27 protein-coding genes are annotated in these 25,666 nt (G+C 65.2%); 17 read left to right on the forward strand and 10 right to left on the reverse strand.

Annotated elements, in window-relative coordinates; genetic code table 11:
* Nucleotides 1-148: 148 nt before the first annotated feature.
* The 10 genes from ACYVJ8_RS01520 to ACYVJ8_RS01565 all read left to right on the forward strand — a co-directional run bounded on the left by ACYVJ8_RS01520 (nt 149) and on the right by ACYVJ8_RS01565 (nt 7,380).
* Nucleotides 149-820, forward strand: coding sequence for an HvfX family Cu-binding RiPP maturation protein (locus ACYVJ8_RS01520; RefSeq protein WP_460709109.1), 672 nt, complete (start codon nt 149-151; stop codon nt 818-820).
* 8 nt (nt 821-828) lie between these two features.
* Nucleotides 829-1,212 carry an HvfA family oxazolone/thioamide-modified RiPP metallophore gene (locus tag ACYVJ8_RS01525; RefSeq protein WP_460709111.1) on the forward strand — a complete coding sequence of 128 codons (384 nt, stop codon included), beginning with the start codon at nt 829-831 and terminating at the stop codon, nt 1,210-1,212.
* 198 nt (nt 1,213-1,410) lie between these two features.
* Complete coding sequence (locus ACYVJ8_RS01530; protein ID WP_460709113.1) at nt 1,411-1,938, forward strand: HvfA family oxazolone/thioamide-modified RiPP metallophore; 528 nt, start codon at nt 1,411-1,413, stop codon at nt 1,936-1,938.
* Nucleotides 1,939-2,036: 98 nt separating this feature from the next.
* Nucleotides 2,037-2,897: an HvfB family MNIO-type RiPP peptide maturase gene (locus tag ACYVJ8_RS01535; RefSeq protein ID WP_460709115.1), complete on the forward strand. Its 861-nt coding sequence runs from the start codon at nt 2,037-2,039 to the stop codon at nt 2,895-2,897.
* Nucleotides 2,887-3,660 (forward strand): HvfC family RiPP maturation protein, encoded by a 774-nt coding sequence (locus tag ACYVJ8_RS01540; protein ID WP_460709117.1) that lies wholly within the window; start codon nt 2,887-2,889, stop codon nt 3,658-3,660. The genes ACYVJ8_RS01535 and ACYVJ8_RS01540 overlap by 11 nt, the downstream gene beginning before the upstream one ends.
* Nucleotides 3,661-3,786: 126 nt before the next feature.
* Nucleotides 3,787-4,206: an organic hydroperoxide resistance protein gene (locus tag ACYVJ8_RS01545; RefSeq protein WP_460709119.1), complete on the forward strand. Its 420-nt coding sequence runs from the start codon at nt 3,787-3,789 to the stop codon at nt 4,204-4,206.
* An 81-nt stretch (nt 4,207-4,287) separates the two neighbouring features.
* Nucleotides 4,288-4,803, forward strand: coding sequence for a redoxin family protein (locus ACYVJ8_RS01550; RefSeq protein ID WP_460709121.1), 516 nt, complete (start codon nt 4,288-4,290; stop codon nt 4,801-4,803).
* 83 nt (nt 4,804-4,886) lie between these two features.
* Nucleotides 4,887-5,627 (forward strand): response regulator, encoded by a 741-nt coding sequence (locus tag ACYVJ8_RS01555; RefSeq protein ID WP_460709123.1) that lies wholly within the window; start codon nt 4,887-4,889, stop codon nt 5,625-5,627.
* Nucleotides 5,624-6,967, forward strand: a complete 1,344-nt coding sequence (locus ACYVJ8_RS01560) for a sensor histidine kinase (protein WP_460709125.1) — start codon at nt 5,624-5,626, stop codon at nt 6,965-6,967. Before ACYVJ8_RS01555 ends, ACYVJ8_RS01560 begins: the two co-directional genes overlap by 4 nt.
* A gap of 38 nt (nt 6,968-7,005) precedes the next feature.
* On the forward strand, nt 7,006-7,380 hold the full coding sequence (locus ACYVJ8_RS01565; protein WP_460709127.1) for a hypothetical protein: 375 nt from the start codon (nt 7,006-7,008) through the stop codon (nt 7,378-7,380).
* Here the strand turns inward: ACYVJ8_RS01565 and ACYVJ8_RS01570 are convergent.
* On the reverse strand, nt 7,377-8,192 hold the full coding sequence (locus tag ACYVJ8_RS01570) for a class I SAM-dependent methyltransferase (protein WP_460709128.1): 816 nt from the start codon (nt 8,190-8,192) through the stop codon (nt 7,377-7,379). The genes ACYVJ8_RS01565 and ACYVJ8_RS01570 overlap by 4 nt on opposite strands.
* Before the next feature lie 106 nt (nt 8,193-8,298).
* Nucleotides 8,299-9,369, reverse strand: coding sequence for a DMT family transporter (locus ACYVJ8_RS01575; protein ID WP_460709130.1), 1,071 nt, complete (start codon nt 9,367-9,369; stop codon nt 8,299-8,301).
* A 99-nt stretch (nt 9,370-9,468) separates the two neighbouring features.
* Between ACYVJ8_RS01575 and ACYVJ8_RS01580 the strand changes: the two genes are divergently transcribed.
* The 4 genes from ACYVJ8_RS01580 (at nt 9,469) to ACYVJ8_RS01595 (ending at nt 13,283) form a co-directional block, all read left to right on the forward strand.
* Nucleotides 9,469-10,668, forward strand: coding sequence for an MFS transporter (locus ACYVJ8_RS01580; RefSeq protein ID WP_460709132.1), 1,200 nt, complete (start codon nt 9,469-9,471; stop codon nt 10,666-10,668).
* Nucleotides 10,669-10,884: 216 nt separating this feature from the next.
* Nucleotides 10,885-11,289, forward strand: a complete 405-nt coding sequence (locus tag ACYVJ8_RS01585; protein ID WP_460710989.1) for a Spy/CpxP family protein refolding chaperone — start codon at nt 10,885-10,887, stop codon at nt 11,287-11,289.
* A 61-nt stretch (nt 11,290-11,350) separates the two neighbouring features.
* Nucleotides 11,351-12,040, forward strand: coding sequence for a response regulator (locus ACYVJ8_RS01590; RefSeq protein WP_460709134.1), 690 nt, complete (start codon nt 11,351-11,353; stop codon nt 12,038-12,040).
* Nucleotide 12,041: 1 nt separating this feature from the next.
* Nucleotides 12,042-13,283 (forward strand): sensor histidine kinase, encoded by a 1,242-nt coding sequence (locus tag ACYVJ8_RS01595; RefSeq protein ID WP_460709136.1) that lies wholly within the window; start codon nt 12,042-12,044, stop codon nt 13,281-13,283.
* On the opposite strand, the gene ACYVJ8_RS01600 is transcribed toward ACYVJ8_RS01595, so the two are convergent.
* The 4 genes from ACYVJ8_RS01600 to ACYVJ8_RS01615 all read right to left on the reverse strand — a co-directional run bounded on the left by ACYVJ8_RS01600 (nt 13,280) and on the right by ACYVJ8_RS01615 (nt 21,024).
* Nucleotides 13,280-15,577: a winged helix-turn-helix domain-containing protein gene (locus tag ACYVJ8_RS01600; RefSeq protein ID WP_460709138.1), complete on the reverse strand. Its 2,298-nt coding sequence runs from the start codon at nt 15,575-15,577 to the stop codon at nt 13,280-13,282. The genes ACYVJ8_RS01595 and ACYVJ8_RS01600 overlap by 4 nt on opposite strands.
* Nucleotides 15,578-15,682: 105 nt before the next feature.
* A complete protein-coding gene (locus ACYVJ8_RS01605) occupies nt 15,683-16,186 on the reverse strand; it encodes a protease inhibitor I42 family protein (RefSeq protein WP_460709140.1) in 504 nt (167 codons plus the stop codon).
* A gap of 111 nt (nt 16,187-16,297) precedes the next feature.
* Complete coding sequence (locus ACYVJ8_RS01610; RefSeq protein WP_460709142.1) at nt 16,298-18,076, reverse strand: S8 family peptidase; 1,779 nt, start codon at nt 18,074-18,076, stop codon at nt 16,298-16,300.
* A gap of 62 nt (nt 18,077-18,138) precedes the next feature.
* Entirely contained in the window at nt 18,139-21,024 is a 2,886-nt protein-coding gene (locus ACYVJ8_RS01615) for a YadA-like family protein (protein ID WP_460709144.1), read from the reverse strand.
* A 440-nt stretch (nt 21,025-21,464) separates the two neighbouring features.
* Here ACYVJ8_RS01615 and ACYVJ8_RS01620 point away from each other — a divergent pair, with 440 nt between their 5' ends.
* Nucleotides 21,465-21,845 carry a hypothetical protein gene (locus ACYVJ8_RS01620; RefSeq protein WP_460709146.1) on the forward strand — a complete coding sequence of 127 codons (381 nt, stop codon included), beginning with the start codon at nt 21,465-21,467 and terminating at the stop codon, nt 21,843-21,845.
* Nucleotides 21,846-21,953: 108 nt separating this feature from the next.
* On the forward strand, nt 21,954-22,475 hold the full coding sequence (locus tag ACYVJ8_RS01625) for a DUF4136 domain-containing protein (protein WP_460709148.1): 522 nt from the start codon (nt 21,954-21,956) through the stop codon (nt 22,473-22,475).
* 47 nt (nt 22,476-22,522) lie between these two features.
* Here ACYVJ8_RS01625 and ACYVJ8_RS01630 read toward each other — a convergent pair whose 3' ends face one another.
* On the reverse strand, nt 22,523-22,771 hold the full coding sequence (locus ACYVJ8_RS01630) for an ATP-binding cassette domain-containing protein (protein ID WP_460709150.1): 249 nt from the start codon (nt 22,769-22,771) through the stop codon (nt 22,523-22,525).
* 189 nt (nt 22,772-22,960) lie between these two features.
* On the opposite strand from ACYVJ8_RS01630, the gene ACYVJ8_RS01635 reads away from it, so the two are divergent.
* Complete coding sequence (locus tag ACYVJ8_RS01635) at nt 22,961-23,695, forward strand: response regulator transcription factor (protein ID WP_460709151.1); 735 nt, start codon at nt 22,961-22,963, stop codon at nt 23,693-23,695.
* 67 nt (nt 23,696-23,762) lie between these two features.
* Here ACYVJ8_RS01635 and ACYVJ8_RS01640 read toward each other — a convergent pair whose 3' ends face one another.
* The 3 genes from ACYVJ8_RS01640 to ACYVJ8_RS01650 form a co-directional block, all read right to left on the reverse strand.
* A complete protein-coding gene (locus tag ACYVJ8_RS01640) occupies nt 23,763-23,972 on the reverse strand; it encodes a hypothetical protein (protein WP_460709152.1) in 210 nt (69 codons plus the stop codon).
* A gap of 44 nt (nt 23,973-24,016) precedes the next feature.
* A complete protein-coding gene (locus ACYVJ8_RS01645; protein ID WP_460709153.1) occupies nt 24,017-24,646 on the reverse strand; it encodes an FMN-dependent NADH-azoreductase in 630 nt (209 codons plus the stop codon).
* 137 nt (nt 24,647-24,783) lie between these two features.
* Nucleotides 24,784-25,509 carry an MFS transporter gene (locus tag ACYVJ8_RS01650; protein WP_460709154.1) on the reverse strand — a complete coding sequence of 242 codons (726 nt, stop codon included), beginning with the start codon at nt 25,507-25,509 and terminating at the stop codon, nt 24,784-24,786.
* Nucleotides 25,510-25,666 lie beyond the last annotated feature (157 nt).

Genomic DNA, 25,666 nt, shown 5'->3' on the forward strand with positions numbered 1-25,666 from the left:
TCCGCCGGCTTTTGTATCGGAACGTATCCAGCACCGCCTACCGCGGCGCTTTCCTACAAATTCTCCGCGACCGTGACACATGCGGGATACCGCAGCGGCTCGAAATGGCGCCACCCAAACGCAGGGCCGCCAGGCCGAGGAAGTCGCAATGTCCACTCTTACCGAAACACCACAGACCCCGCCGCTGCTGACGCGCGTCGATGGCGTCGGCCACTGGCTGGCGCCGCTCGGACTGCGCGTCCTGCTGGCCTGGGAATTCTTCGAAGCCGGCCGCGAGAAGCTGCAGGGCCAGAACTGGTTCGCCGATCTGGGCGACAAGTTTCCGCTGCCGTTCTCGCTGCTCGGACCCAACGTCAACTGGACCCTGGCCACCTGGTTCGAGATCGTCGGCAGCATCGCCCTGCTGATCGGCTTGGGCACGCGCTATGCCGCGGCTGCGCTGTGGGTGCTGACGGTGGTCGCGATCTACGCGGTGCATTGGCCGTCGGAATGGTCGAGCTTGTCCGAGCTGTGGCAGGGCTACGCGATCAGCAACGAGGGCTTCGGCAACTACAAGCTGCCGCTGATCTACCTGGTGATGCTGCTGCCGCTGATGCTCAACGGCCCTGGCCGCTTCAGTCTCGATCAGCTGATCGGTGCGCGCAGTACGGCCACGACCACCGGCGACACCAAGTCCTGGGGCCTGGTGCTCTTCGCCATCGGCGTCACCGTTTCCCTGCTGCTGCCGTGGGCCGGCGGTGCGCTGGCGATCGCCGGCATCGTGCTCATGGCCTGGCCGCGTAGCCGCGCCAGTGCATCGGCTGCGTTCGCCACCGCCTGAGAAACGTCATGAACAAAACACGCAACGTCACCCTCGGCTCGCTCGGTGTCGCCTTGGCCGGCTTCGTCCTCAGTGGTTCCGCCTTCGCCATGCAGCCGCTGGTCCAGGGCTACATGGTCGCCACCAGCCACGCCGCTGCGGAAGGCAAATGCGGCGAAGGCAAGTGCGGCGACGACCACTTCGCCCAAGTCGATACCGATCACGACGGCCGCGTCTCGCGAGCCGAGTTCCTGGCGGCCTCGCCGGAGCGCATCGCCGAGTTCGCGAAGAAGGACGTCGATGGCGACGGCTACATCGCCAAGAAGGAGTCCTACGAGTCGATCAAGGCGCTCTACGAAGCCAATGGCAAGTCGCTGCCAGCCGGCCGCTTCAAGCAGTTCCAGGGCGAATAGGGATTTGTATCCGAATGTATCGGCTGCCCCGGCGGCCAACTTCGCAGACAAATCCAAGGGTTTCGCGACAAGCGCGCGATACCTGCGCAGCGCGAAATAGCACCACCGAAACGCAGCACCGAACACCGAATCCCTTATCCCGCCGTATTCCGGCACCCCCACGCGGCCTCGGTCCGCACCCCAACTGGAGAAATACAAATGTCCACCAACACCACCCGCAACACCGTCGGCATGCTCGGCATCGCCCTGGCTGGCCTCGTCCTCAGCGGCACCTCCTTCGCCATGCAGCCGCTGGCCCAGGGCTACATGGTCGCCGCCAGCCACGCCGCCGCCGAAGGCAAGTGCGGTGAAGGCAAGTGCGGCGCCGGCAAGGCCGAGGCCGCGAAGGCCACGACCGCGAGCAAGGCGGCCGAAGGCAAGTGCGGTGAAGGCAAGTGTGGTGCGGGCAAGGCCGCGACAGCTGCGAGCAAGGCCGCCGAAGGCAAGTGCGGTGAAGGCAAGTGCGGCGATGCCCGCTTCGCCCAGACCGACACCGACGACGACGGTCGCGTCTCGCGCGCCGAGTTCCTCGCCGTCGTGCCGAACGGCGAAGGCTACTTCGCCCAGATCGACAAGAGCAGCGACGGCTACATCAGCGAGAAGGAAGCGTACGACAACGTCAAGCGCGCCTTCGAAGCCAATGGCAAGTCGGTCCCGGCCGGCCTGTTCGCCAACTACGCCAAGTAAGTCGACCGTTTCGTAGTTCCCCGGCGCGCCCCCTCGTTTCCCTCCCCCTCTCCCGAGGGGGCGCGCTTCTTCAAGAGTTTCCGTCCAAGGATTTCGCCATGCGCACGATCAACTCCTCCACTTCCGCCGGCCTGGGATTGCGTCGCGGCCTGCTGCCGCAGTTGCTGGCCATGAAGGATGGTGCGGTGGATTTCCTCGAAGTCGCGCCGGACAACTGGATCGGCGTAGGCGGGCAATTCGGCGAGCAGCTGGCGCAGTTGTCGGCGCGTTTCCCGATCACCGCGCACGGCCTGTCACTGTCGCTCGGTGGTGCCGAACCCTTGGACATGGAACTGCTGCACCGCACGCGCGAGTTCAATGATCGCTTCGGCGTCGCGCTGTACAGCGAGCACCTCAGCTACACCTCCGACGAAGGGCAGCTGTACGACCTGATGCCCATTCCCTTCACCGAAGAGGCGATCCATCACGTCGCCGCGCGCATCCGCCAGGTGCAGGACGTGCTCGGCCGCCGCATCGCGGTGGAGAACGTTTCGTACTACGCCGCGCCGTATCAGGCGCTGGCCGAGGTCGATTTCATCAACGCCGTCCTGGCCGAGGCCGACACCGACCTGCTGCTGGACGTCAACAACCTGTACGTGAATTCCATCAATCACGGCTACGACGCCGAGGACTTCCTCGCGAGCCTGCCGGTGGACCGCATCGCCCAGTACCACATCGCCGGCCATTACGACGAAGCCATCGATCTGAAGGTCGACACGCATGGCGCGCCGGTGAAGCCCGACGTGTGGGCCTTGCTCGCCAGCGCCTATCGCCGCTTCGGCGTGCGCCCGACGCTGCTGGAGCGCGACTTCAACTTCCCGCCGCTGAAGGAGTTGCTGGAGGAGACGGGGCGCATCCGCATGATGCAGACCGCCTACACCGACCGCGCGCGCCTGCTGGAGCAGAGCCGTGCAGCCTGACGCCATCGCCACCCTGCGCGAACAGCAGTTCACGCTCGCGCGCCATCTGCGCGACCCGGACGCCCATGCGCCGCCGCCCGGCATCGAGGCGCGCCGCCTGCGCGTGTACCGCGAGCTGTTCTTCAACAACATTCAAAGCCTGCTGGCCAACGGGTTTCCGGTTATTCGCGAGACGCTGGGCGAGACGGAATGGAAGGCGCTGGTGCAGGCCTTCTATACCGGGTACCGCAGCACGACGCCGTTGTTCCCGCAGATCGCCGGCGAGTTCGTCGCCTACATCGAAGGACGCGCCGATGACGCCGACCTGCCGCCGTGGTTGCCCGAACTGGCGCACTACGAGTGGGTGGAGCAGGCGCTGTTCACCAGCGACGCGCAGATGCCGGCGCACGATTCCGAAAGCGACCTGCTGGAAGGCGTGCCGGTGCTCTCGCCGCTGGCGTTGCCGCTGGCCTATCGCTGGCCCGTCATGGAGATCGGCCCTTCCCACGTTCCCGACGCGCCGCCGGCGGAAATCACCACGCTGCTCGTGTATCGCGATGCGCAGCACCAGGTGCACTTCGCCCGGATCGCACCGCTGGCGTACGCACTGCTGACTTCCGTGCAGAACATGCAGCGCACCGGCCGCGAGCACCTGACGGCGCTGGCAGCGCAAGCCGGTATCCCGGCGGACGAGATGACCGCGCATGGTCTGGCGCTGCTGCAGCAACTGCAGGCCCAGGGCGTAGTGCTGGGTATCGCGTCGCCGGGAGCCGTTCCCGCTTGACCAGACCTAGAGCAATTTCCATCCGCGCTATTCCGTTTTCCGCCATCTCCATGGCGTTACCCAGCGGCCAAGCCGCACCCACCTAGCCTCCGCACTACCTAACCCCCACTTCAAAGAGACACTGTCATGACTGCACTCGCCACCACCATCTATACCGCTCATACCCACGTCACCGGCGGCCGCCAAGGCCGCGGTAATTCCAGCGACGGCGCCCTCGACGTCGCCCTGAGCACGCCGGGCTCGGGCAAGCCCGGCACCAACCCCGAGCAGCTGTTCGGCATCGGCTATTCGGCCTGTTTCATCGGTGCGCTGCAGCACGCGGCCGCCTTCAAGAAGGTACGTTTCCCCGAGGGTGCCTCGGTCGATGCCGATGTCGCGCTCGGCAAGACCAGCGCCGACCAGTACCAGCTGGCAGTGACCCTGCATGTCAATCTGCCGGGACTGGATGAGGAGCTGAAGCGCGAACTCGTCGAGATCGCGCACAACACCTGCCCGTACTCGCGCATGACGCGCGGCAACGTCGAAGTCGAGCTGGCGATCGCCTAAGTTAGTCGATTCGTCCCTGCGCCACGGTCCGCCATTGCTGGCGGACTGTGGCTTCAGGAGAACGCAAGGAGAAACCGAGCCATGTGGAAAAATTTCATCGCCATGCTGTGCCTCACCCTGGCCGGTGTGGGATGCGCTCCGGTCGCATCCGCGGAGCAGGGCAAACCTGCGCCGGAATTCACCGGCATCGACCGCTGGTACAACAGCTCTCCGCTCACCATGGCCGGGCTGAAGGGCAAGGTCGTGCTGGTGGAGTTCTGGACCTTCGCCTGCATCAACTGCGTGCACGTGATGCCGCACGTGAAGCAATGGCACCAGGACTACAAGGCCAAGGGACTCGTCGTGGTCGGCGTGCACACCCCCGAATTGCCGGAGGAATACAGCGCGGCCAATCTGCGGGCAGCGATGCGGCGCTTCGACATTACCTTTCCGGTCGCCCAGGACAACGGCTACCGCACCTGGAACGCCTATGGAAACCGCTATTGGCCGGCGTTGTACCTGATCGACAAGGAGGGCAAAGTCGTCTACCGCCATTACGGCGAAGGCGACTACGACACGACCGAAGCGCGGATCCAACAACTTTTGGCGGCCCACTGACCTCCGCCGCGCGGCGCCCTGACGGAGCCGCGAGGCGCGGAGCATAATCGCCCTCGCTCACCGAGCCATTGCCCAGGCATTGCATGGAACACGTAGATCACATCCTGGTCGTCGACGACGATCGCGAGATCCGCCAGATGGTCGCCGACTACCTGCAGAAGAACGGCTTGCGCGCGACCACCGCGGCCGACGGCAGGGAGATGCGCGCCCTGCTGGAGACCCATGCCGTCGACCTGATCGTGTTGGACCTCATGATGCCGGGCGAAGACGGCCTGACCATCGCGCGCAACCTGCGCGCCGGCAAACACCGCGCAATCCCCGTGGTGATGCTGACCGCACGCGACGATCAGACCGATCGCATCATCGGCCTGGAGATGGGCGCGGACGACTACATCACCAAGCCGTTCGCCGCGCGCGAGCTGCTCGCCCGCATCAAGGCGGTCATCCGGCGTACGCGCATGTTGCCGCCGAACCTGCAGGTGACCGAGGCCAGCCGCACGCTGGCGTTCGGCCGTTGGCGCCTGGACACCACGGCGCGCCATCTGCTCGATCCGGAAGGCACCGCGGTGGCGCTCAGCGGCGCCGAGTTCCGCCTGCTGCGCGTGTTCCTGGATCATCCCAATCGCGTGCTCAACCGCGATCAGTTGCTCAGCCTGACGCAGGGGCGCGACTCCGAGCCCTTCGATCGCTCCATCGATCTGCTGGTCAGTCGTTTGCGGCAGCGCCTGCAGGACGACGCGCGCGAGCAGAGCTACATCAAGACCGTGCGCAACGAGGGCTATGTCTTCAGCGCGGCGGTGACGCTGCTGGGCGAAGACGAATGAACGCGACGCGCCACAGCTCGTGGTCACGCTGGCTGCCCAGGACGATGGCTTCGCGCCTGTACCTGATCCTCTTCAGCGGTCTGCTGATCGCGTACGGCCTGTCCTTCGGCATGACGTTTTACGAACGCTACGAATCCGCCACTTCCATGTTGATGAGCAACCTGGAGCAGGACGTCGTGGTCGCGGTGAAATTGCTCGATCGCCTCCCGCCCCAGGAGCGCGAGCATTGGGTGCCTGTGCTAAAGCGGCGCACCTTCCGTTACATGCTGGGCGAGGGGCAGGGTGGGCATCCGGTCTCCAGCGAGACCGCGCGCGGCATGACCCAGATGATCGCCTCGGCGCTTGGGCCGGACTACCCGATCAAGGCGAACGTCGTCTCGGACGATCCCGAACGCTTCCAGGTGCATCTCCATTTGAGCGATGGCAGTCCGCTCGTGGTCGAGGTGCAGCCATCGGTGATGCCGGCCGCCAAGTGGCTGCCTTATGTCCTCGTCGCCCAGTTGGCCCTGCTGCTGTTGATCACCTGGGCCGCGGTGCGATTGGCGACCCGGCCACTGGAGCGGCTGGCGAACGCGGCCGAGGCCCTGAGCCCGGCCGGCGACGGCGAGCGTCTGCACGAAGGCGGTCCGGTGGAAGTGGCGAACGCGGTGACGGCGTTCAATGCCATGCAGGATCGCATCGCCCAGTACATGCAGGATCGCCTGCAGATGCTCGCGGCGATTTCCCACGACCTGCAGACGCCGATCACGCGCATGAAATTGCGCGCCGAATCCATGGACGAATCGCCGGGGCGCGAGAAGATGATCGACGACCTCGGTCAGATGCAGCATCTGGTGCGCGAGGGCATCGCCTATGCGCGCAGCGCCCATGGCGGGTCGGAGCCGCCGCTGCGGATCGATCTCAACGCCTTCCTCGACAGCCTGGTGTACGACTACGTGGACAGCGGCAGGCAGGTAACGCTCACCGGCCGCGTGTTGGGCCCGGTCACCACACGCCCGCACGCCTTGCGCCGTGTGGTCGCGAACCTGGTCGACAACGCGATCAAGTACGCGGGTGCGGCCGAATTGGATGTAAGCAACGACGACCGCGGCGGCGTGCGCATCGTCATAGCCGACCGCGGCCCCGGTATTCCCGACGACGAGCTGGGAAAGGTGCTGGCGCCGTTCTACCGCCTGGAATCCTCGCGCAACCGCGACACCGGCGGGACCGGCCTGGGTTTGGCGATCGCACAGCAGCTCGCCGATTCATTAGGCGGCAACCTGACCCTGCGCAATCGCGAGGGTGGGGGGCTGGAAGCGATCTTGCAAATTCCCGCGGGAGCCCTTGCGGCATCAGAGTAGCGATCAGCAACCCACATCCACCGTCAAGAGGAACACCGATGTCGACTGGCGAAGCAATCATCGACGCATGTTTCGAGGCATCGCCCAATGTGCGTTACGTTGCGGCGTACTTGCACCGCACCCTGGCGCTGAGATCGCGCGCGGATCTGCAGCTGCTCGGATCCAACGAATCCGACCGATATGAGGAAATCATCGTCAATCCGACCCTGCTGACGCTGTTGACGCAGCGAGGGAATATCGATTGCGGAGGCTTGCGCCATGTCGTGGTGAGCTACGGCAATTTCGACGCCTACATCCTGCCCGTGCCGGGCGGTCACGTGACGGTGAGCTTCGAGCAGGGAATCGATATCCAACCGGAGATTGCGCGAATCGGCAGGCTGATAGAAGCGATGGCGTCTCCGGCGCACGCTTAGGCGGTAGCGCGTAAGCGGTTAATGGCCCGCGAAATCCATCCTGCGCTCGGGTCAGGCAGTGGCGGATACCGGAACACGAGGTGGGGATAGGCTTGCTCGGCAGTCAGCTTGCGGCGACGGATAAGCACCTCCTGCACGGCGTCGAATGCCCCCAAGCATGACCCATGTAGCGGATCATCCAGCACGATGTGGGATGCCGGCGTCAGGTAGGGCAAGCATGCGTTGATCGTGTATTTGACGGGCTCGTAGATGTCACAGTCGATGTGCAGCAGGCTGGGCCTGTTCCCTGCGGATAGCACGGCGGGCAGCGTGGCACTGAACAGCCCTTTGACAAGCTCGACGTGATCGCCAAGCCCGTTGTCGGCGATGTATCGAACGAGGCCGTCGTATTGGGCGTCTGCAAAGTCCCCCGCCCTATGTAGGTCGCGCACCGGGTCCGTTTCTGGCATGCCTGCGAAGGTGTCGAAGGCGAATACCTTGCCCGGCCGTCCCAGGCGTTTAAGGATGGTCGCCATGAATACCGCCGACCCACCCATGTAGCTGCCGAACTCAAAGATGCACGTTGCATCTTCTGGCATCGCGTATCGAATGATGAGGTACAGGTTCGCCAGCTTGTCGTCGGAGAGCAATGAGCCACGATCGCGGCTCGCATCGGCGGCTTCTCGAAACAACCTATCGTCAGCGAGCGTTTGGCGGATGAGCGCGCCAAATTCCAGGCGATTGCCTCGCTCGTATCCTGCCCCCAGGTCCCGCCCCTCCGACACCAGCATGGGGTAGCTGTCACGGTGAAATAGCTTTTGCCTGTCGTCCATGAGAGGGGCCGTGGTTGAGCCTGTGGCGAGAATGCCCACTGGCTATCGTCGGCGCAAGCTCTGAATGCTCCCCATCAGTCAGGGGAGGCGTATGAAGGCCCAAGGGCTAGCCGTGCCCGTGGCGGTGATGCAGGTCGGGATAATGCGGATGTGAGTGGATCATGGGCTCGTGCCTATGCGGGTGCGAGTGAGGCTCGCTGCCGTCCCATGGGAAATCGTGCGTGTGCTGGTGGTGTTCGTCGTGCGCATGCAGATGCTCGTGTTCCATCGCCTCGTGCGCATGCTCGTGTTCGTGGTGCTCGCTGACGTGCAGCCAGACGCCGAGCGCCATGAGCGCGCCGGCGATCCAGAAGCTGAGGGTCGGCGCTTCGCGCAGAAGGACGAGCGACAGCGCAGCACCCACGAAGGGCGCGGTCGAAAAATACGCGCCGGTGCGGGCCGAGCCGAGGTGGCGCAGGGCCAGCACGAACGCCACCAGGCTGATCCCGTAACCGGTCAGGCCGATGGCCCCGGCCGCCAGCACGTGCAACGCATCCGGCAGCCGTTGTCCCATGACCAGAGCCGCCGTGATGTTGATGGCGCCTGCGACGCCACCCTTGATCGCCGCGATCTGAACCGGGTCGCCGCCGGACACGACACGGGTGAGGTTGTTGTCGATCGCCCAGCACGCGCAGGCGCCAGCGATCGCGAAGGCACCCCACGGTAGCCCGGAAGGCGGTGTCTGTGTCCACGACAGCAACACGCCGCCGGCCACGATGGCGACCATGCCGAGGAAAATCCGCACGTCCACGTTCTCGCGAAACACCACCCACGCCAGCAATGCGGTCAGCACGCTCTCCAGGTTGAGCAACAGCGAGGCGGCGGATGCGGGTGTACTGGCCAGACCCAACATGAGCAGGACCGGACCGAGTACGCCGCCGAATAACACGGCCCCGGCGAGCCAAGGAATATCGCGGCGTCTCAACGCCGCTTCAGCGCCACCGTTGTGGGAGCGCAGGCGCCTGAGCAGCAGCCAGAGCCCCAAACCCAGGCCGGACCCGGCGTAGAGGAGGCCCGCGAGCATCATCGGCGAGACTTCCGCGATCAGCAGTTTGGCCAAGGGCGTGCTGGCGCCGAACAGCAACGCAGCCAGCAAGGCCGCGCCGATTCCCGGTGTCCATTTGCTGTGGAAAGTCATGGCGACATGATGCTGGATAGAAGTCGGCTCAGGCCGAGCGTACCCATCTCCGATGGGGGCGCCGTTAGTATGCGAGCGTCCGTTCCCTGGGCGTCACTCTTGAGCGCATCGGTCGACCACCGGCAAGAAGCAAGGCTCCTGCTGCTGGGGCGGGGCATTCGCGCGCTCGTCGACGGTTTCATAGCCGTATTGCTTCCGGCCTATCTGCTGGCCCTTGGCCTGGGCACGCTACAGGTGGGTTTGCTGAGCACGGCGACATTGCTGGGTTCCGCATTGATGACACTGCTGGTCGGCCGCTGGGGCCATCGACTGCATGGCGCCCATTTGCTGCGCATGGCGGCCATCCTGATGGTGCTGACGGGATTGTCGTTTGCCGCGTTCTCGGACTTTTGGCCGTTGGCGGTCGTGGCATTCGTCGGCACGTTGAACCCGAGTTCCGGCGACGTGAGCGTGTTCCTGCCACTGGAGCATGCGCGCCTGGCCCACGCTGCGGAAGGACACGAGCGAACCCGACTGTTTGCCCGCTATGGCCTCGTAGGAGCCCTCTGCGCGGCTCTGGGTGCGCTGGCCGCGGCAACGCCGGAACAGTTGACGAAGATGGGCATGGAAGCGCTGCCGGCGATGCGCATCATGTTCGGGCTCTATGCCGTCGCGGGCCTGGCCATCTGGTTGCTCTATCGGAAATTGCCCGGTCCCGATCAGGCGCCGAATCCACCTGCCATCGGACTGGGCGAGTCGCGTCCCATCGTCGTAAAGCTCGCGGCATTGTTCTCCGTCGATGCTTTCGCGGGCGGACTGCTGGTGCAGTCCTTGCTCGCGTTGTGGCTGTTCAAGCGCTTCGATCTGTCGCTGACTGCGGCGGGAAGCTTCTTCTTCTGGGCCGGCCTGATGATGGCCCTTTCGCAACTGGCCGCGCCGTGGATCGCCAAGCGCATCGGCTTGCTCAATACGATGGTGTTCACTCACATCCCGTCCAGTCTGGCGCTCATCGCGGCTGCGCTTGCTCCCAATCTCGAACTGGCGCTGGGCTTTTTGCTACTGCGGTCGCTGCTGTCGCAGATGGACGTTCCAACCCGCTCGTCCTATGTCATGTCGGTAGTGTCCGCACCGGAGCGAGTCGCGGCGGCGGGTTATACGCTGGTGCCTCGAAGCCTTGCCGCTGCGACGAGCCCGGCCCTGAGCGCGGCGATGCTTGCTGCCGGCTACCTGGCCGCGCCTTTGCTGCTCTGCGGTGCATTGAAGATCGCCTACGACCTCGCATTGCTGGCCCTGTTCCGCCGGGTGAGGCCGATCGATTGAGCGCTTTACACAACTTTACATGCGCGAAATCCGGCTCTTACCTGGCGCGAGCAATCTGCCCGCCGTGGGAATCGCCCACTCCAACAGGGAAAGACCATGCACCGTTCCGCAACGACAAGGGATTCGGCAAGCCGCAAGTGGTTACCGCGGATTTCGTTTGTTCTCCTCGCCGGCCTGACAGGCGTAGCCGCTGCCGTCGGCATGCAGTCGGGCGCGATGGGAGGCTGGCATCATGGCCGCGGTGATCTGGCCGCGCTGGCAGATCCGGCGCAGCGCGACGCACACGTCGACAAGATGCTCCAGCACGTTTACGTCGAAATCGACGCCACCGAAGAACAGAAGCGTCGCCTCGGGCCGATCGTCAAGCGAGCTGCCGACCAACTGATCCCGCTCTACCAGCAGATGCAGGGCAGCCGCGCGGTAGCGCACGAACTGTTGGCCAAGGATCACGTCGATCGCCTGGCGCTCGAAGCCGCCCGCCAGGAGCATCTGCGGATGGCGGACGAGGGTTCGCGCATCCTGGTGAATCTGGTGGCGGATGTGTCGGACGTACTGACCCCGGCGCAGCGCAAGATCCTGCTGGAGCGGATCCGGCAGCATCACGCCGGTGGCCACGGCTGATACGTGCGCAGGCCGTAGCGCCTGTGGCTGTTCCGAAGGTGACGGTCTACAGTTTCGACATATGGCCGAACGCATTCTGCTCGTCGAAGACGATGCCCGCCTTGCCGCGATGACTTCCGAGTATCTGGGCAAGGCGGGTTACCGGGTGACCGTGGCGCCTTTGGGCGCCACGGCACTGCAGCAGCTCGCCGCCGGGCAGTACGAGGCCGTCGTGCTCGACCTGATGCTCCCCGACATGGACGGGCTGGATGTCTGCAAACAGCTGCGTCGGCAGTCGGATGTTCCTTTGCTGATGCTCACGGCACGCGGCGATGCGACGGATCGGGTGGTGGGGCTCGAATTGGGTGCCGACGACTATGTGTCGAAACCATTCGACCCACGCGAATTGCTGGCCCGTCTGCGTGCCCTCATGCGTCGTCGTGGCGCGGGCGGCGCGGGTCAAGCTTCGCTGGTCTTCGGGCGCCTGGAAGTCGACCGCGCCGCGCGATCGGTCCGCCTGGACGACCGCGAGTGCGATCTCACCTCGCATCAGTTCGCACTGCTGCTGGTGCTGGCCGAGAACGCCGGTCGCGTGTTGTCGCGGGACTTCCTGATGGATGCGCTCAAGGGGCAGCAGTTCGAGGCGTTCGACCGCTCGATCGACGTGCATGTCTCACGCATCCGCGCCGCGATCGAAGACGATCCCAAGGCGCCGCGCCGCATCATTACCGTGCGCGGCGCGGGTTACGTGTTCGCAAAAGCGCAGGCCTGACGTGTTACGCCTCTACGTTCGTTTCTACCTGGCGCTGCTGGCGAGCCTGCTCGTCTTCGTGATCGTCACCGCCGTGTTCTGGCGCCATCTCGGCGTCCAGGAGCCCGGCGGCGCCAAGTTCGCGCAGTTGATCCAGAACACGCTGCCTCCGGCGGGTGCGCCGATGGAACAGCAGCAATCCGCGTTGCGACGCCTTGCCTACAATCTGGACGCGGAGATCAGCCTGCTTTCTCCGACGCGTGAACCGATCGCCGCCATCGGACGCCCCATCTCCCTGCCGACCGAACACGAACAGATGCGCGGTTGGCTGCACCCGTGGGAGAAAGATCCGGTGTGGTCGATGCGGCTGCCCGACGGCCGTTGGATCGCCGCGGCAATGCCGACCGGCTACCGCCATCCACTCCATGCGCTGCTGCTGACGTTGTCCCTGATTGCCTTGGCGGTCGCTGTCGGTGCATTCCCGGTGGCGCGCCGATTGACGAAACGGTTGGAGCGACTGCAATCGGGCGTCGAATCCCTGGGCGGCGGCAACCTGTCCGCACGCGTCGCGGTGGAGGGCAAGGACGAGGTGGCGCGGCTGGCTGGAAGCTTCAACAGCGCGGCTTCGCGTATCGAACAACTGGTGGGCGCGCACAAGGCACTGCTTGCCAATGCTTCGCATGAGCTGCGCACTCCGCTGACGCGGATCCGCATCGCCGTGGAGCTGGCGAAGCAGACCCTGGACGCGAAACAGAAGGAAGGGCTGGATCAGGACATCGCCGAGCTCGACAGGCTGATCGAGGAGATACTGCTGGCCAGCAAGCTCGATGCGCTTCCCGAAACCGGCGCGCAAGAGGACGTCGACCTGCTGGCGCTGGCGGCCGAGGAATGCGCCCGCTATCCCGAAGTCGAACTGGAAGGCGCGCCTTGTGTCGTTCGCGGCGAGCCCGCGCTGCTGAGAAGCATGCTCCGCAACCTGTTGGACAACGCGCACACGCATGGTCTCGCGCCCATCCGTGTCGCCGTGGCCCCGGTTGGCGATGGCGTCCGCATTCTGGTCGAGGACAGCGGCCCCGGCATTCCCGAAGCGGAGCGCGAGCGCGTGTTCGAACCCTTCTTCCGGCGCAGCGAGTCGCGCAATGCGCGCGGCTCCGGGCTGGGATTGAGCCTGGTCCGACAAATCGCGAGACGCCATCATGGCGACGCCAGCTGGATCCAGGCGCAAGGGCGGCAGGGTGTCGAGGTCTACATTGACGTCCGCTAGAGCAGCGGCGCCATTTCTATGTCGCGATCGCCGCGCAACGTCTGTACTCGTTTGAGCGCATCGCGAACCATGCCTTGATCGCCGAGTTCGCGGTACAACTCCAGGGTCGTCCACGCCACGCGATAGTCCAACGCGACGAACGCATCCAGATCTCCGAGGACCGCTGCCGCAGCATCGCGATGGCCCTGTGCGAGCAGCAAGCGCGCCAGCAGCACGCCCGTCCGCACCCGGTCGCTGGGACTGCCCGTGCGTTCGGCGATGGCCATCGCCTGATGTGCCAGTTGCAACGCGCTGTCGTCCCGGTGTTCGCCTTGGGCCACCAGCGCCCCAGCCACGGTCCAAGCAACGTCTGTCGTGCTTGCAGGTGCTGGCGCGCGCGACAACCACGATTGCGCCATGGCGACCTGGTGATTGAGTAGCGCGGCCTGAACGGCCGCCAGAGCAAGCGAACCGGGCACAGCATCCCCCGGTGCCGGGTAGCGCCGGGCCAGCACACCCGCAGTGCGCACGTCGAGCGACAGCCTCACGCGCAGGTTCAACTCCTGCCATCGCGGATCGGATCCGTTGAATCCCAGCGACTGCAGGCGAACCAGGCTGCGTCCCGCATCGCGCAGTCGACCTGTCTCCAGCAGCGCGCGCGTCCTGACGAGCTCGATGTCGGAGGCGAGATAGGGGTCCTCCAATGATTTCGCCAGCTCCGATGCGCGCCGGATGGATGCGGCGGCGGCGGCGGGCTGAACCTGCTCCAGTTGCGTAGCAGCCTTGCCCATCAAGGTGGCGGCCGTGTAGTCATGCACGTCGAAGCGTTCGAACACCGCAAGGGAACTATCGAATTCCTGGAGTGCTTGCGCATAGTGCCCGCGCTGGGTTTCGATCGTGCCGAGGTTGGTACCCACTCCGGCGGCTGCGATCAGGTTGCCCGAGCGTTGCATCGCGATTCGCGCCAGGCCCATGTCACGTATTGCGGCTTCCATCTTCCGCTGCTGGACACGGGCTACGCCGCGGCCGTTGTAGGCGTTCCCAAAATCGACCGGATCGACCACGCCGGGCGGTGCGGGCTCGAGCACGGCTAACGCCCGGGTGTAATACGTTTCCGCGGCAGCGAAATTGTTGCGCCGGATCTCGACTGCGCCTTGCCCCATCAGAGCTTTTGCACGCAGGTCGTCCGCCACCTCAGGCTGGCGTTCCAGGACCTGGCGGAAGATCGCGGCCGCAGCGTCGACGCGTCCAGCGCGGAATTCAATCTGGCCGGCCCGTATCCGCAGCCGTGCATCGTTCTGCTCTGCCTTCGGTGCGCTATCCAAGAGATCACGCGCGACGCCCAGCTGACCCGCGAGGAGCTCGGCATCGATTTGTTGTACGCGCTCGGTCAGAGGGCTGGGCGTGGTTTCGCCGTCGGTACTATGGCGACCCATTCGACGCAGCCACGAATCCGACACCGCCGCCGCAGCCGCCAACGCCGTGCTTCCGCGCGCCTCGAGCACGCGCTTCTGGCCCGCATCAAATAGGGTGATGCGCATGCGCCAGCCACCGCGGTCGAAGTCGGCTTCCGGCGCCAGAATCCATCGCGCGCCACTGGCCGCCTGCAGCTTCTGCAATGCGGTTGTGGTCAGCGCCCCTCCGCCCAACTGCGCGCTCAGGTGTAGTGTTTGATCGCTGGGCAGAACCTTCAGTCCACTGTGGCGTAAGCGATTCGCGACGTAATCCATGGCGCCCAGACGAATCCAGGCGTTATCGCCGTTGGTCGGGGCGACGGCCACCGGCAGTACCAGTGCGACAGCTTCTGTCTCGATCGGCGCGGGCCGTTCGCGCAAAACGATCCATCCCAACGCCGCCAGCGCGATCGCTGCCAATCCCCAAAGCCATAGCCTTGCCTTACGCGGCGCGGCTGGAAGTGCGACCACAGGCTCGGGAGGTGTGAGTGCAGCGGGAGCTGTAAAGGGCGTTGGCGCAGGCCCGCGAGCCTCTTCCGGGCGGGTTTCCTCCACCGGCGCAACCCAGCGATAGCCGAAGCGCGGCACAGTGCGGATGGTGGACTGTCGGTCACCGGTCTCATCGAGGGCCTTGCGCGCACGCAGCAGCGTCTGCGCGACCACGGTATCGCTGACCTCGACGCGTCCCCACACGGCGGAAATCAGTTCATCGCGACCGACCGCGCGGTCGCGATGCGTAATCAGATACACGAGGCATTCGAACGACTTCGGCGGCAATCCGATACGCTCGCCGAAGCGCGAGAGCTCTCGGGAAGCCGGGTCGAGTTCGAATTCGCCAAACCGGTACAGCGGAAGGCGCATGACGCCCGACCTGCCTTATTTACTCGCCCCGACAGCACACGCAATCGAGCATCGCGTCTCGGATGCTAAGCCATCCATATCCGTCGCGGTACCGTACCGGAGAGTCTAAAAAACGATGACGTCGAAGCGCGCAGTCCGCATCTGCATGAAATGAGCGTCCCAAGGCCGTTGACAGGCGAAGTGCAGCGTTGCACGGCCCGAGTGCTCTGCACGGAACTCCCAACTCTGCACACTGGTCGTGGCGGTGAGCAGGCGGCTGGTGGGCTCTCCGCCCGGGTCGGTCTCCAGGCGCAGCACTGAGGGAGCGCCGTCTTCCAGCACCCACTCGTAGCCGATCGCCGGGCTCGCGGGCAAGTGGATACGCAACGCCTGGCCCTTGTACACGCAGACCGGCTTTGACGCATCCGTCAGCAGAACATCGAGCGCCGACGGCTCCAGGCCGGCGACACGATTGGGTTTCTGCGCCGCGGCATCGGCGGTTGTTTCGCGACAATTCCCTGGCGGTCGTGCGCCGATATGACTGGCGACGTCATCTTCAGGCCTGGGCGCAGCTTGTTCGCCAAGGCGGCGATACGCATACGTGGCGTAGCACGCGGTGAGGGCGAGCATCAACAGAATGCTCCACCGGCGTGATTGAAAAGACATGGGTGAACCCTCGTTGCTTCTTTGCCGGGGCGATGTCGCCCCGGCTCTTATCGTTGCCGCCAAGACTAAGGAACATCAGTAGACTTTCGCCCGAAGCAGCACGCCCGAGGCGCTGGTCTTGCCCACGACCTTGAAGTAGTAGCGGCCCGGCGCCGGCGAATTGCGCGTCAGGGTCTGGTTGGTGCCCGGGCGCAGCGAGGTGCCGATATTCGCGGTGGGGAACGGCTCGGCCTCATAGTTCAGGTACACGCTAATCGTTCCGGTGCCGCCGTAGCTCATGAACTCCAGGCGCGTCGCGCCAGCGGGCACGTCGATCGAATACAGCACGCTCTGACCGGCAGCCAGCGAGGGCATCGTAGCGGTGACGCCGTTGCTCAATGGGAGCGCGCTGATCGGTTGCCCCCACGTCTTGGCGCGCTCGACAGCCGCGGCGGCATCCAGGATGCCGCTGCCGATCGCCACGCTCGGCGTTACCGGGAACGGCCGGGCCGAGGAAACCAACAAGCCTTCGACCTGCGCGGGTGTCAGCGGTTTCGCGGCAACGCTCTGAATCAGCGCGATCACGCCGGAGACGTGGGGCGTTGCCATCGAAGTGCCGGTGTAGCCACCGTAGGTGTCCGCACCTGGCGTGGTTTTTCCGGCATTGATGGTCGACCAGACGTAACCGTTCGGCGAGCCTTCGACGCCGGCACCACCCGGTGCGGAGAGATCGACCTTGGCACCGTAGTTGGAATAGCTGGCGCGCTGGCCGCTGTAGCCAGTAGCGCCCACGGTGATCACGTTGGCGCAGCTCGCTGGATTGTAGTGCGACGCATCGTCATTGTCGTTTCCGGCCGCGACGACTATTGTCGTGCCGAGGGCCACCGCTGCGTTGATCGCGTCCTGGGTGACCTGCTCGCAGGTTCCGCCTCCGCCGAGGCTCATGCTGATGACCTCGGCCGGGGTCGGATTGGCTGGCACACCCGGAACTGTGCCGCCTGCAGCCCAGACAATGGCGTCGGCGATGTCGGAGGTATAACCGCCACAGCGGCCGAGCACGCGCACCGGCAGGATTTTCGCCTGCGGCGCAACACCGGCGCCGCCGATGCCGTTGTCGGTGACTTCGGCGATCGTGCCCGAGACGTGCGTGCCGTGCCAGCTGCTGTCCCTCGCTGGCGAGCCAAAACCGCAGTCGCCCGCCGTCATCCAGTCGCCCAGGTCCCAGCCGCCCGGAACGCGCTCGTCGGTTGCGCGGCGCGATACGAAGGCGTCGGTGATGAAGTCGTAACCCGGCAACAGGTTCGGTTCCAGGTCGACGTGATGGGTGGCGCCGGTGTCGAGGACCGCGACGACCACGCCCGCGCCGCGGGCGCCCATGTCCCACGCCGTGGTGACGCGCGCGCCGCCGTTACCGGTGCCGTAGTGCCACTGGTGCGTGGGCAGTATCGGATCGTTGGGTAGCGCCGCCGTGTGCATCAGGGCGTCGACCGCAACGTATTCGACGTTCGGGTCCGCGGCTATCGAACGCATCAGCGCTTCGGCTTCGGTGTGCGACAGGCGCTGTGAAGCCTTGATCACGTGCATGCCGCCACGCGCGGTAGCACGCACCGTGTCGATACGCAGCGTGGTCCTGTGGCCGTTGGCGTCTGTCTGGCGGATCTGCGGCTGCGCGCGTCCCGCGGCAGCGGCGAGCGAACGCGCGCGCGCCGCTGCCTGCGTGCGTTCGGCGCTGCCGTCGCGGTACTTGATGATGAAGCGCGGCGTCGGCGAAACGGTCGCGTCATCGAGCGAGGAGAGATCGATGCGCGCGCCGGCAAAAGCCGGCGAGCACGCGGCGGCGAGGAGCAGGCTGAGAGTGGTACGACGAAGGGTCATATTCGGAGTCCTGAAGAAAGATTCGTTAGAGCCGCGGCGGTGGCGGCCGCCATCGACTTGTTTTAGAGATCGAAGCCGAAGCCGATGCCAGCCGAGGTGTCGTCGCTGCTGAAAGCACCGCCCAGACTGAAGGACGCGCGCTCGCCGATCTGCTTGGAGTAGCCCACCGACAGCGCACTCTCGCCGTTCTGCCAACCGGCGCCGACCGCGACGCGGCCACGCGGGGTGCGGCCGCCGGCGGCGTTGATCGCCATGTTCATCATTGCGGCGTTCATCGCGCCCTCGCGATCGATACGCTCGTCCTGCTCGCCCAGGCGGTTCCAAACGTCATCGCTGAGCTGTGCGAACTGCGTGTCGAACGCCTGCATGCGGCTGTCCGTGTAATTGTTGGCACGGGTGAGGGTCTGCGTGGCGGTGGTGTCGGTGTAGGTGTTGGCGGCGGCGAGCGTTTGGGCGTCTCCGGCCTGCATCTGCCCGACATTGGCGGCGTCAGTCGCCGCGGTGCCTGCTGCCACGTTGCTCAGCTTCACGGAGTTGCCGCCCTTGTTGAGGGTGACCTGGCTCTTAGCGCTGCTGTCATACGCCACGGCATTGTCGATCGAAGCGAACTTGCCTTCGACAGCGGTCATGCGCCCGTCCAACTGGTTCACGTTGCCCTGCAGGGAGCTGACATCGGTCTGCAGGCTGGCGACATCGCCTTCGACGTTGCTGACACGGTTGTCGACCTGGGTGAGGCTGGTCTCCACCGAGGTGACGCGGCCGTCCAGCGCACCTACGTTGCCTTCGATCGTGCCGACGCGGGCGTCCACGACTTTCAGCTGCGCCACGTTCACCGCATCGGTGTCGGCCGAGCCAGCGCTCACGCCGGTGATGCGACGCTCGTTGCCCGCGGTGCCGATGTTCACCTCGCCGGTCGCGGTGCCACCGGTCAAGTAGGCGGCGTCACCCAGCGTCGCGCCGGTCGCGGAGGAGTACGCGCCGAGAGCCACGCTATTGTCGCTGTTGACCATTGCACCGGCGCCCAGTGCGAGGCTGTTGTTGCCTTCCGCGTAGCTGTTGTATCCGAACGCGGCGCTGTTCAGGCCCAGCGCGAAGGCGTTCGTGCCCACCGCGGTGCTGTAGCCACCTGCGGCGTACGAATACGCACCGAACGCCGATGAGAATTCGCCCATCGCCTGGCTGCCATCGCCGTATGCGGAGGTGGACTCGGCCGTTGCCTGCGCCTCGTTGCCGATGGCAAGCGACTTGCCGCCAGTAGCGGTTGCGTTGGTCCCTACAGCGATGGCCTGCATGGTGGCGTCGTCGCCGCCGATGCCGGCGATGGCGCCATGGCCGATCGCAACGGTCTCGTGCCACGCGCCGATGGCGTTATCGCCGATCGCGACGCTGTATTTGCCGTCCGCCGAGCTTTGATTGCCCACGGCGGTCGCCCAGGCGCCGGCATAGCTCTCATTGCCGATCGCGACCGCGTACTCCATTGCCGCAATGCTCTTCACACCCATGGCGACGCTCGAATGACCATGGGCGTTGGCCATGAAGCCGACCGCGACCGAGCCGTTAATCACGGTCACGTCGAGGCTGTTGCCGCCGTAGTTGGGATCGGAAAACATTTTGTCGCTGGTCTGGGCGCCGGGCCCCACCGCGGTGTCGTAGTTGCCCCAGGTGTAGGCGCCGCTGCCGAACGTCTGCGAACCGATACCGAGCGCGACGGCACGGCCATAAGGGCTGTAGCCGACGGGTCCCGACCGCGGCGGATTGCCGAAAGCGGCGGCCCAATCGAGAAAGCCGCCGACCGCGGTCGATTGTTGGCCCACGGCGAAGCTGAAGCTGCCCAGCGCATTGCTCTGGTAGCCGTAGGCAGCCGCGCGATAACCCAGGGCGGTACCCCAGCCGCGCACCGCGGCCGCTTCGGTGCCGATGACGGTGGAGTTGTGATCCTTGAACACCGGCCGGTACAGCCACTCACCGGTGACGGGATCCGTAAGCGGCACCCCGGTGTTGGGATCGACCTGCTGCAGCACGATGTCGCCCATCGTCATGGCACCGGCGCCAATCACGACATCGTTGTTGCCTTGGGCGATGGCGTAGTTGCCGATGACTGTCGCGTTGGTGGCTGGCGCGACGTGGTAGTACGGATACTTGTTGCCGAAGCCGCTCAACAGCTCGACGACCTGTCCTTCCGCCAATGCACCGTTGCCGATCACGACCGCACCGTCGCCATTGGCGCGCGCGTAGGTGCCGATGGCGATCGCGTCGTGCGCCGGCGAGACCGAGGTCGTCGACACCAGCGTGCTCACGCCACCGGTGGTGCTCATGTCGAGGGTCGTTTCCACCAGCTCGGTGGTAGCACCTGTGCCCATGGCGATGTTGTTGTCGCCGTTGGCACGCGCCTGGTCGCCGATCGCCACGCTGCCGGTACCCGTCCCCGACGCAGTGCTTGTTGTGCTCGTGACCGTATTATCAGGATCGCCCTGCACGGTGGTCTCGACGGTCGTGGTCGTTACCGCCTGCGTCTGCGACTGGTTGCCCAGTGCCACACTGTTGTCGATGCCGGCCACCGAGTGCACGCCGATGGCCACGCTCGAATTGCCGATAGCCTGCGCCGCGGCGCCGACGGCGGTGGAGTTGTCGCCGACGGCCCAGGTGATCTCGTCCGGATCAACGAGGCCATCGCCGTCCAGGTCGATCCAGGAACCGATGGCGGTCGTGTTCGCGCCGGTGGCAGTGGTTTCGTCGCCGATGGCGGTCGCGCCGTCGCCTTCGGCCTTGGCCTTCGGCCCGCAGGCCAGCGCTTCCGCGCCCGGGGCGGTGCTGTCGACCGCGATCGGGGCGCCGGTGTCGTCGACGAGTTGGCAGTTGAGCCCGGCATAGGCGGGCGAGGCGAGGGTAGAAAGGAGCGCAGCGGTGAGCAGATGACGTGGCAGTCCGGACGGCAGCTTTGCAGACATTGGTGGTTTCTCGGTTGAAGGAATGGGAATGGCCCTCAGGCGTACCCGCCCCCTGCCAACTCCCCGCTCCAACCCTGGGCGCCGCATCGGCGAGCGGCTTGAACAAGTCATGACAGATCCCAGCGCCGCAATCACATTTCCATGACAACGACGCTTCAAAGCCGTGAATTTCCTGAGTTGCGCTGTGGATACGCGCCTTCTGTAAATCGCTCGCCACGTTTGGCCCATTCGAGTAGCTAGGCCGTCATCGCCGAGTCACTTCACGAATACGTAGGTGATCCGTAGGACGCGCGCGAGGAAGCTATGCCTGCGGTCCGCGACCGGCGGGCAGATCCACAGCCAGTGCCGTCGCTTCCCCCGGCGGTTCTCTCCCCCTCCCGCTGGCTTTCTGTCCGCTGCGTCGCGGCCGCCTCTCTCCCTCGCTCCAGAAGGAACTACCCATGCAGATCCCCTCCGGTGTCACCGTGCTCGCGGTTGCCCTGCTCGCCTCAGTCCCCCTGCTGGCTGCCGGCTCCGGCACCTCCGCGGCTGGCACCGACGCCTCGAAGCAGGAAACCGAGGCGACGACGCAACAGGACAACTGCACGCTGCCCGCGCTCCCGTCGACGGAGTTCTCGCCCGCCGGGCTGTCGAGCCTCTTGCCGAAGCCCGGCAGCACGCCGCCGGATCCGGCCGAAGTCGATCGCCTTCTACGCAAGGCCGAGGCCTGCGCGCGCGCAGCGGGCCTCAGGGCGCCTGGTGAAGGCACCACCTCGTCAACGACGGACTGGACGTCCAACCGCGCGACGGCCACGCAGGCCTCATCGTCTACCGGCTCTTAGTCGACGCCGATGAACCTGGCCGGGCGGTGTGGTTTCTCGGGCCGCACCGCACCGAATCCCTTTCCCGAAGCCGCGCCGCTTCCAATTTACCGACGCAAAGGAAACAGCATGAAACGCCTTGCTTTCGCGGCCACCGTCGCGATGATGCTGGCCGCGTGCGCAAGCACGCCTGACGTGCAGACCGATTTCGATCCCGCAGCGCAGTTCGGTCTATATCGCACCTACACGTGGGCCGCGACGCCAGAGTTTGGTGATCCCCTGATGCAGCAGCGCATTACCACATCCATCGATGGCAAGCTCGGCGCGATGGGTTGGACGCCCGCTCCGGCGGCTACAGCGGATGCAGTCATCACCGCCCATGTGATCACGCGCGAACAGCTTTCAATCGACACGTTCAATTCCGGCGGCTGGGGCGGCTGGGGCCCTCCGGGCCGTGGCTCGGCCAGCGTTCGCAGCTACACGGTGGGCACGCTGGTGCTGGATATCCTCGACGCCAGGACCAAGCGCGCCGTCTGGCGTGGCACCGCGTCGGGGGCGCTCCCGAAGACCAGCTACAAGGCGGCCGCCAAGACGCAGGCAGCGATCGACCGGATGTTCGCGAGCTTCCCGGGCGCGACCACGAAACGATAAGCACCGAAGCGCCGTCTGGCCTTCGCCGGGCGGATCGGCGCATCGGATTACGCGCGAGCTGCTCCCTGGATGACACACGTGCCTGCAGCACCCAGCTCTTCGCCATCTAGGTGGGCGGTGCCCATGTGGAGGATGTTTTCCCGGTCGCCACCCGCAAGTGCAGCCAGCAACGACGACTTGCCCGCACCGCCGGAACCGACGATGAAGAGCAAGCCGGGACTCTGCACCGACAACGATGTATGCCGCACCACCGGTTTCCCCTGTCGGTGGACGCTGAACAATTGCAGATCGAACACGCGGCCCCATACTCCCCACATCGTGCGCGTCGGTGCAACGACGTATATCCATGTGGCATGGACGCCACGACGATTTCATCGTGACACCAAGCTTCATCCGTTGCGTATCCGGGAACCCCTGATGCGCAGCGCAGCGCTGGCTCGCCAAACTCGCCATATGGTCGAAACCAACTTATGTCGCAAGACCTTATGAGCTCCAAGAACCGGCCTGGCAAGGATGCGGGGGACGATGGACAGCCAGCCACGTTGATGATTGCGGCGCGGAGTGAACTGCTAGGGGCTGGCTTGTTGTCGTTGCTGCCGCAGGTTCCGCAAGTAGTGCACATCGCTAGCGCGAACGATGGGCCGGGTGTCGTAAAGGCACTCGTCCACCATCAGCCGGACGTGCTGTTGCTGGACCACGAACTGGTGACCGATGTGCACGGCTACGCCGGCGCCAAGGGGATCGATTTGATGGATGGCGGCCCGCGCGTACTATTGCTGTCGGCGCGTCATCACATAGGCACTGAGTCGGCATGTGGCGAGCGCCGCGCTTGCGGCTTCGTGCGCGAACAGTCGCCCCTGTGGCATATACGCTCAGCACTGCACATGATTGGCGCTTGTGGCGCCTCGCGTCTGGGGCAAGGCTATTGCGGCAGCTGCCCCTTACGAAATTCGGTAAAGCTGCCCATGCTGGGCCTATCTGATCGTGAGTACCAGATATTCCAACGCATCGGACATGGACGGGGCACTCAGCAGATCGCCCGCGAACTGGGTGTGAGCGTAAAAACAATCGAGACGCATCGCGAGAGCATCAAGCGCAAGCTCGATCTCGATTCGGCGGCGGCATTGGCGGAAGCAGCGGTTGGATGGCGGCGAGGCGATTACGTACAGAAGGCCGCACCGCTTGCTCGCGAGTCGGCCGCTCGACGTCAGGTTCCATAAACCAATCGCGTCCCCAGAACGGTGGACTTGGCGGCGAGCGCAGTGTCGATGCCCTCGAGGGCGTCGACTACTTCATGGCATGCATTCGTGTCGGTGGCGTGCCGATCTGGCGACCGACGCTGGTGCCGGCTGCATCAGCGTCGACCGGGTGACGATCGACGCTGGTTGCGACGGTGCCGAAGATCCACCAGCGAACCAGGAAAACAGCGGGAACAGTCCTGCGACCATGAGTAGGACGAAGGTCACGAAGCTCGATGACCGTGCGGCCCTCGTCCATTGCGCCTGGCCCGAATAGCCGCTGGCGGTCATGGTCGAGCCCACTCAGGATGCCAACGCCGCGACGGTCTGCGCGATTCGCTGTTCGGCCTGGGCGATCGCTATCTGCCGTTGTTCGGCGCTTGTCTTTAGCCCATCTGCTTCGATGACGTCAAGGTTGGTCACGCCAATGAACGAGAACGCACTACGCAGGTAGGTTTCCGCATGCTCCATCGACCGCGTCGGTGACGCATAGCCGTAAAAGCCTCCGCGTGCGATGGCCAAGATGACGCGTTTGTTGCCAGCCAAACCCTGCAGTTGGCCGGACTCCGTATAGCGGAAGGTCTTCCCGGCGATGGCGATGCGGTCGACCCAAGCCTTGAGCTGGCTGGAAATGGAAAAGTTGTAGAACGCCACGCCAATGACCACGATGTCGGCGGCAAGAAATTCCTCCATGACGGTATCGCCCAGGGCCAGATCCTCGCTCAACGCCTCGTCTGGTGGTTCGGTCCCACCGCCGCGAGTGACCGCGACGTACGGGCCGGACAGTTGAGGAATCGGCGCTGCTGCCAGGTCCCGATACGTCACGCGAAGGCCAGGCACCTTCTGGCGTAACTGGTCGACCACGCGGGCGGACATGGAGCGACTCACGGACTGCGGGCCGAGGATGCTGGAATCGAGATGCAGGAGATTCATGGAAAGGGAGGTTCCTTCAGTGGTGCGGTTTGGCGTGAGGAGTACTAACGAACGCAGCTCGCGCTGCGTTGGGAAGCAGGGACTGCTTGGGTGCTCCTGCGGAGATAGGGATGGGATGCGGTCGACAGTGCCGGGCACTACGGCGCACGCGAGCGCAGCGCTGGGCAAGCGCCGTGTCGATACCCGCGGCGACGGCGCCGCGACGAGCTGAAGGAGCGCTGGATCGACGCAGACGCCACGGAACAAATAGGCGCCCGCGACACCATGCGCTTGATGCTCGGGAGCCAGCGCACTCCCGCCAATGCCATCAGCAAACCCACCGCGAACTGGACGAGAAACAGGCCGCGACTACCCAGCACTGACTCGGACGCTCCGAACATCACGAATCCGATGACGCCCGCGACGAATAGAAAGAACACGGCGAGGGCCGTCGCCATGGGCAGCCGTCCGGCGCGGTAGAACATGAAGGCCGCCAGCAGCGCCCTTGGGCCAAAGCTGCCGCTGGCCAGGCCCTCGAACGAGCGCATGGCAAGCAGCGCCGGTTGGGACGGCATGAGCGCTTGCAGCAAGCCAAAACACGCGAGGAGCAGTGCGCCTCCCACGAAGTATCGGCGCATCCCCAATCGTTGCTCGAGCGGCTGCGCGGAGATCACTCCGACAAAGCTGGCCAGCGTGAAGGCGGCCGTGGCCCACGAGTGCCAGGTAGCAGACAGGTCCGCTCCGGTATGCGCGCCATAGTGGGCACTCAGGAGCTGGGCGGTGAAGTTTGCGAACAGGAAGCCGGCCGAGCCTGTCAGCAGCACCGCACGGGCAGCCGGAGATAGATCGGCTTGCATATCGGGCGCGGTGGCGAGGAGGTTCATGGTCGCAATCTGTTTCCACTTCTGCTGGGACCGAGCATAGAGAGCAGGCCCCGAAGAGTGGTCAGCGAAGCGTCGGCGCTCGGTCACCTTTTCGTGGCCAACCAGCGCCGTGGCATCCGTGCGTTCAGGCGCGTGGGTCTGCGCCCAGGCGCAGCGC

The organism is Lysobacter terrae (assembly GCF_054782215.1).

Bases quoted from the DNA above. Each gene is read 5' to 3' on its own strand.
- ACYVJ8_RS01530 (WP_460709113.1), top strand. From the start codon at position 1,411: ATGTCCACCAACACCACCCGCAACACCGTCGGCATGCTCGGCATCGCC.
- ACYVJ8_RS01590 (WP_460709134.1), top strand. From the start codon at position 11,351: ATGGCCGAACGCATTCTGCTCGTCGAAGACGATGCCCGCCTTGCCGCG.
- ACYVJ8_RS01650 (WP_460709154.1), bottom strand. From the start codon at position 25,509: ATGAACCTCCTCGCCACCGCGCCCGATATGCAAGCCGATCTATCTCCG.
- ACYVJ8_RS01620 (WP_460709146.1), top strand. From the start codon at position 21,465: ATGCAGATCCCCTCCGGTGTCACCGTGCTCGCGGTTGCCCTGCTCGCC.
- ACYVJ8_RS01560 (WP_460709125.1), top strand. From the start codon at position 5,624: ATGAACGCGACGCGCCACAGCTCGTGGTCACGCTGGCTGCCCAGGACG.
- ACYVJ8_RS01520 (WP_460709109.1), top strand. From the start codon at position 149: ATGTCCACTCTTACCGAAACACCACAGACCCCGCCGCTGCTGACGCGC.
- ACYVJ8_RS01610 (WP_460709142.1), bottom strand. From the start codon at position 18,076: ATGACCCTTCGTCGTACCACTCTCAGCCTGCTCCTCGCCGCCGCGTGC.
- ACYVJ8_RS01615 (WP_460709144.1), bottom strand. From the start codon at position 21,024: ATGTCTGCAAAGCTGCCGTCCGGACTGCCACGTCATCTGCTCACCGCT.
- ACYVJ8_RS01585 (WP_460710989.1), top strand. From the start codon at position 10,885: ATGGGAGGCTGGCATCATGGCCGCGGTGATCTGGCCGCGCTGGCAGAT.
- ACYVJ8_RS01535 (WP_460709115.1), top strand. From the start codon at position 2,037: ATGCGCACGATCAACTCCTCCACTTCCGCCGGCCTGGGATTGCGTCGC.
- ACYVJ8_RS01605 (WP_460709140.1), bottom strand. From the start codon at position 16,186: ATGCTCGCCCTCACCGCGTGCTACGCCACGTATGCGTATCGCCGCCTT.
- ACYVJ8_RS01575 (WP_460709130.1), bottom strand. From the start codon at position 9,369: ATGACTTTCCACAGCAAATGGACACCGGGAATCGGCGCGGCCTTGCTG.
- ACYVJ8_RS01625 (WP_460709148.1), top strand. From the start codon at position 21,954: ATGAAACGCCTTGCTTTCGCGGCCACCGTCGCGATGATGCTGGCCGCG.
- ACYVJ8_RS01640 (WP_460709152.1), bottom strand. From the start codon at position 23,972: ATGGACGAGGGCCGCACGGTCATCGAGCTTCGTGACCTTCGTCCTACT.
- ACYVJ8_RS01525 (WP_460709111.1), top strand. From the start codon at position 829: ATGAACAAAACACGCAACGTCACCCTCGGCTCGCTCGGTGTCGCCTTG.
- ACYVJ8_RS01600 (WP_460709138.1), bottom strand. From the start codon at position 15,577: ATGCGCCTTCCGCTGTACCGGTTTGGCGAATTCGAACTCGACCCGGCT.
- ACYVJ8_RS01570 (WP_460709128.1), bottom strand. From the start codon at position 8,192: ATGGACGACAGGCAAAAGCTATTTCACCGTGACAGCTACCCCATGCTG.
- ACYVJ8_RS01555 (WP_460709123.1), top strand. From the start codon at position 4,887: ATGGAACACGTAGATCACATCCTGGTCGTCGACGACGATCGCGAGATC.
- ACYVJ8_RS01635 (WP_460709151.1), top strand. From the start codon at position 22,961: ATGAGCTCCAAGAACCGGCCTGGCAAGGATGCGGGGGACGATGGACAG.
- ACYVJ8_RS01565 (WP_460709127.1), top strand. From the start codon at position 7,006: ATGTCGACTGGCGAAGCAATCATCGACGCATGTTTCGAGGCATCGCCC.
- ACYVJ8_RS01645 (WP_460709153.1), bottom strand. From the start codon at position 24,646: ATGAATCTCCTGCATCTCGATTCCAGCATCCTCGGCCCGCAGTCCGTG.
- ACYVJ8_RS01545 (WP_460709119.1), top strand. From the start codon at position 3,787: ATGACTGCACTCGCCACCACCATCTATACCGCTCATACCCACGTCACC.
- ACYVJ8_RS01550 (WP_460709121.1), top strand. From the start codon at position 4,288: ATGTGGAAAAATTTCATCGCCATGCTGTGCCTCACCCTGGCCGGTGTG.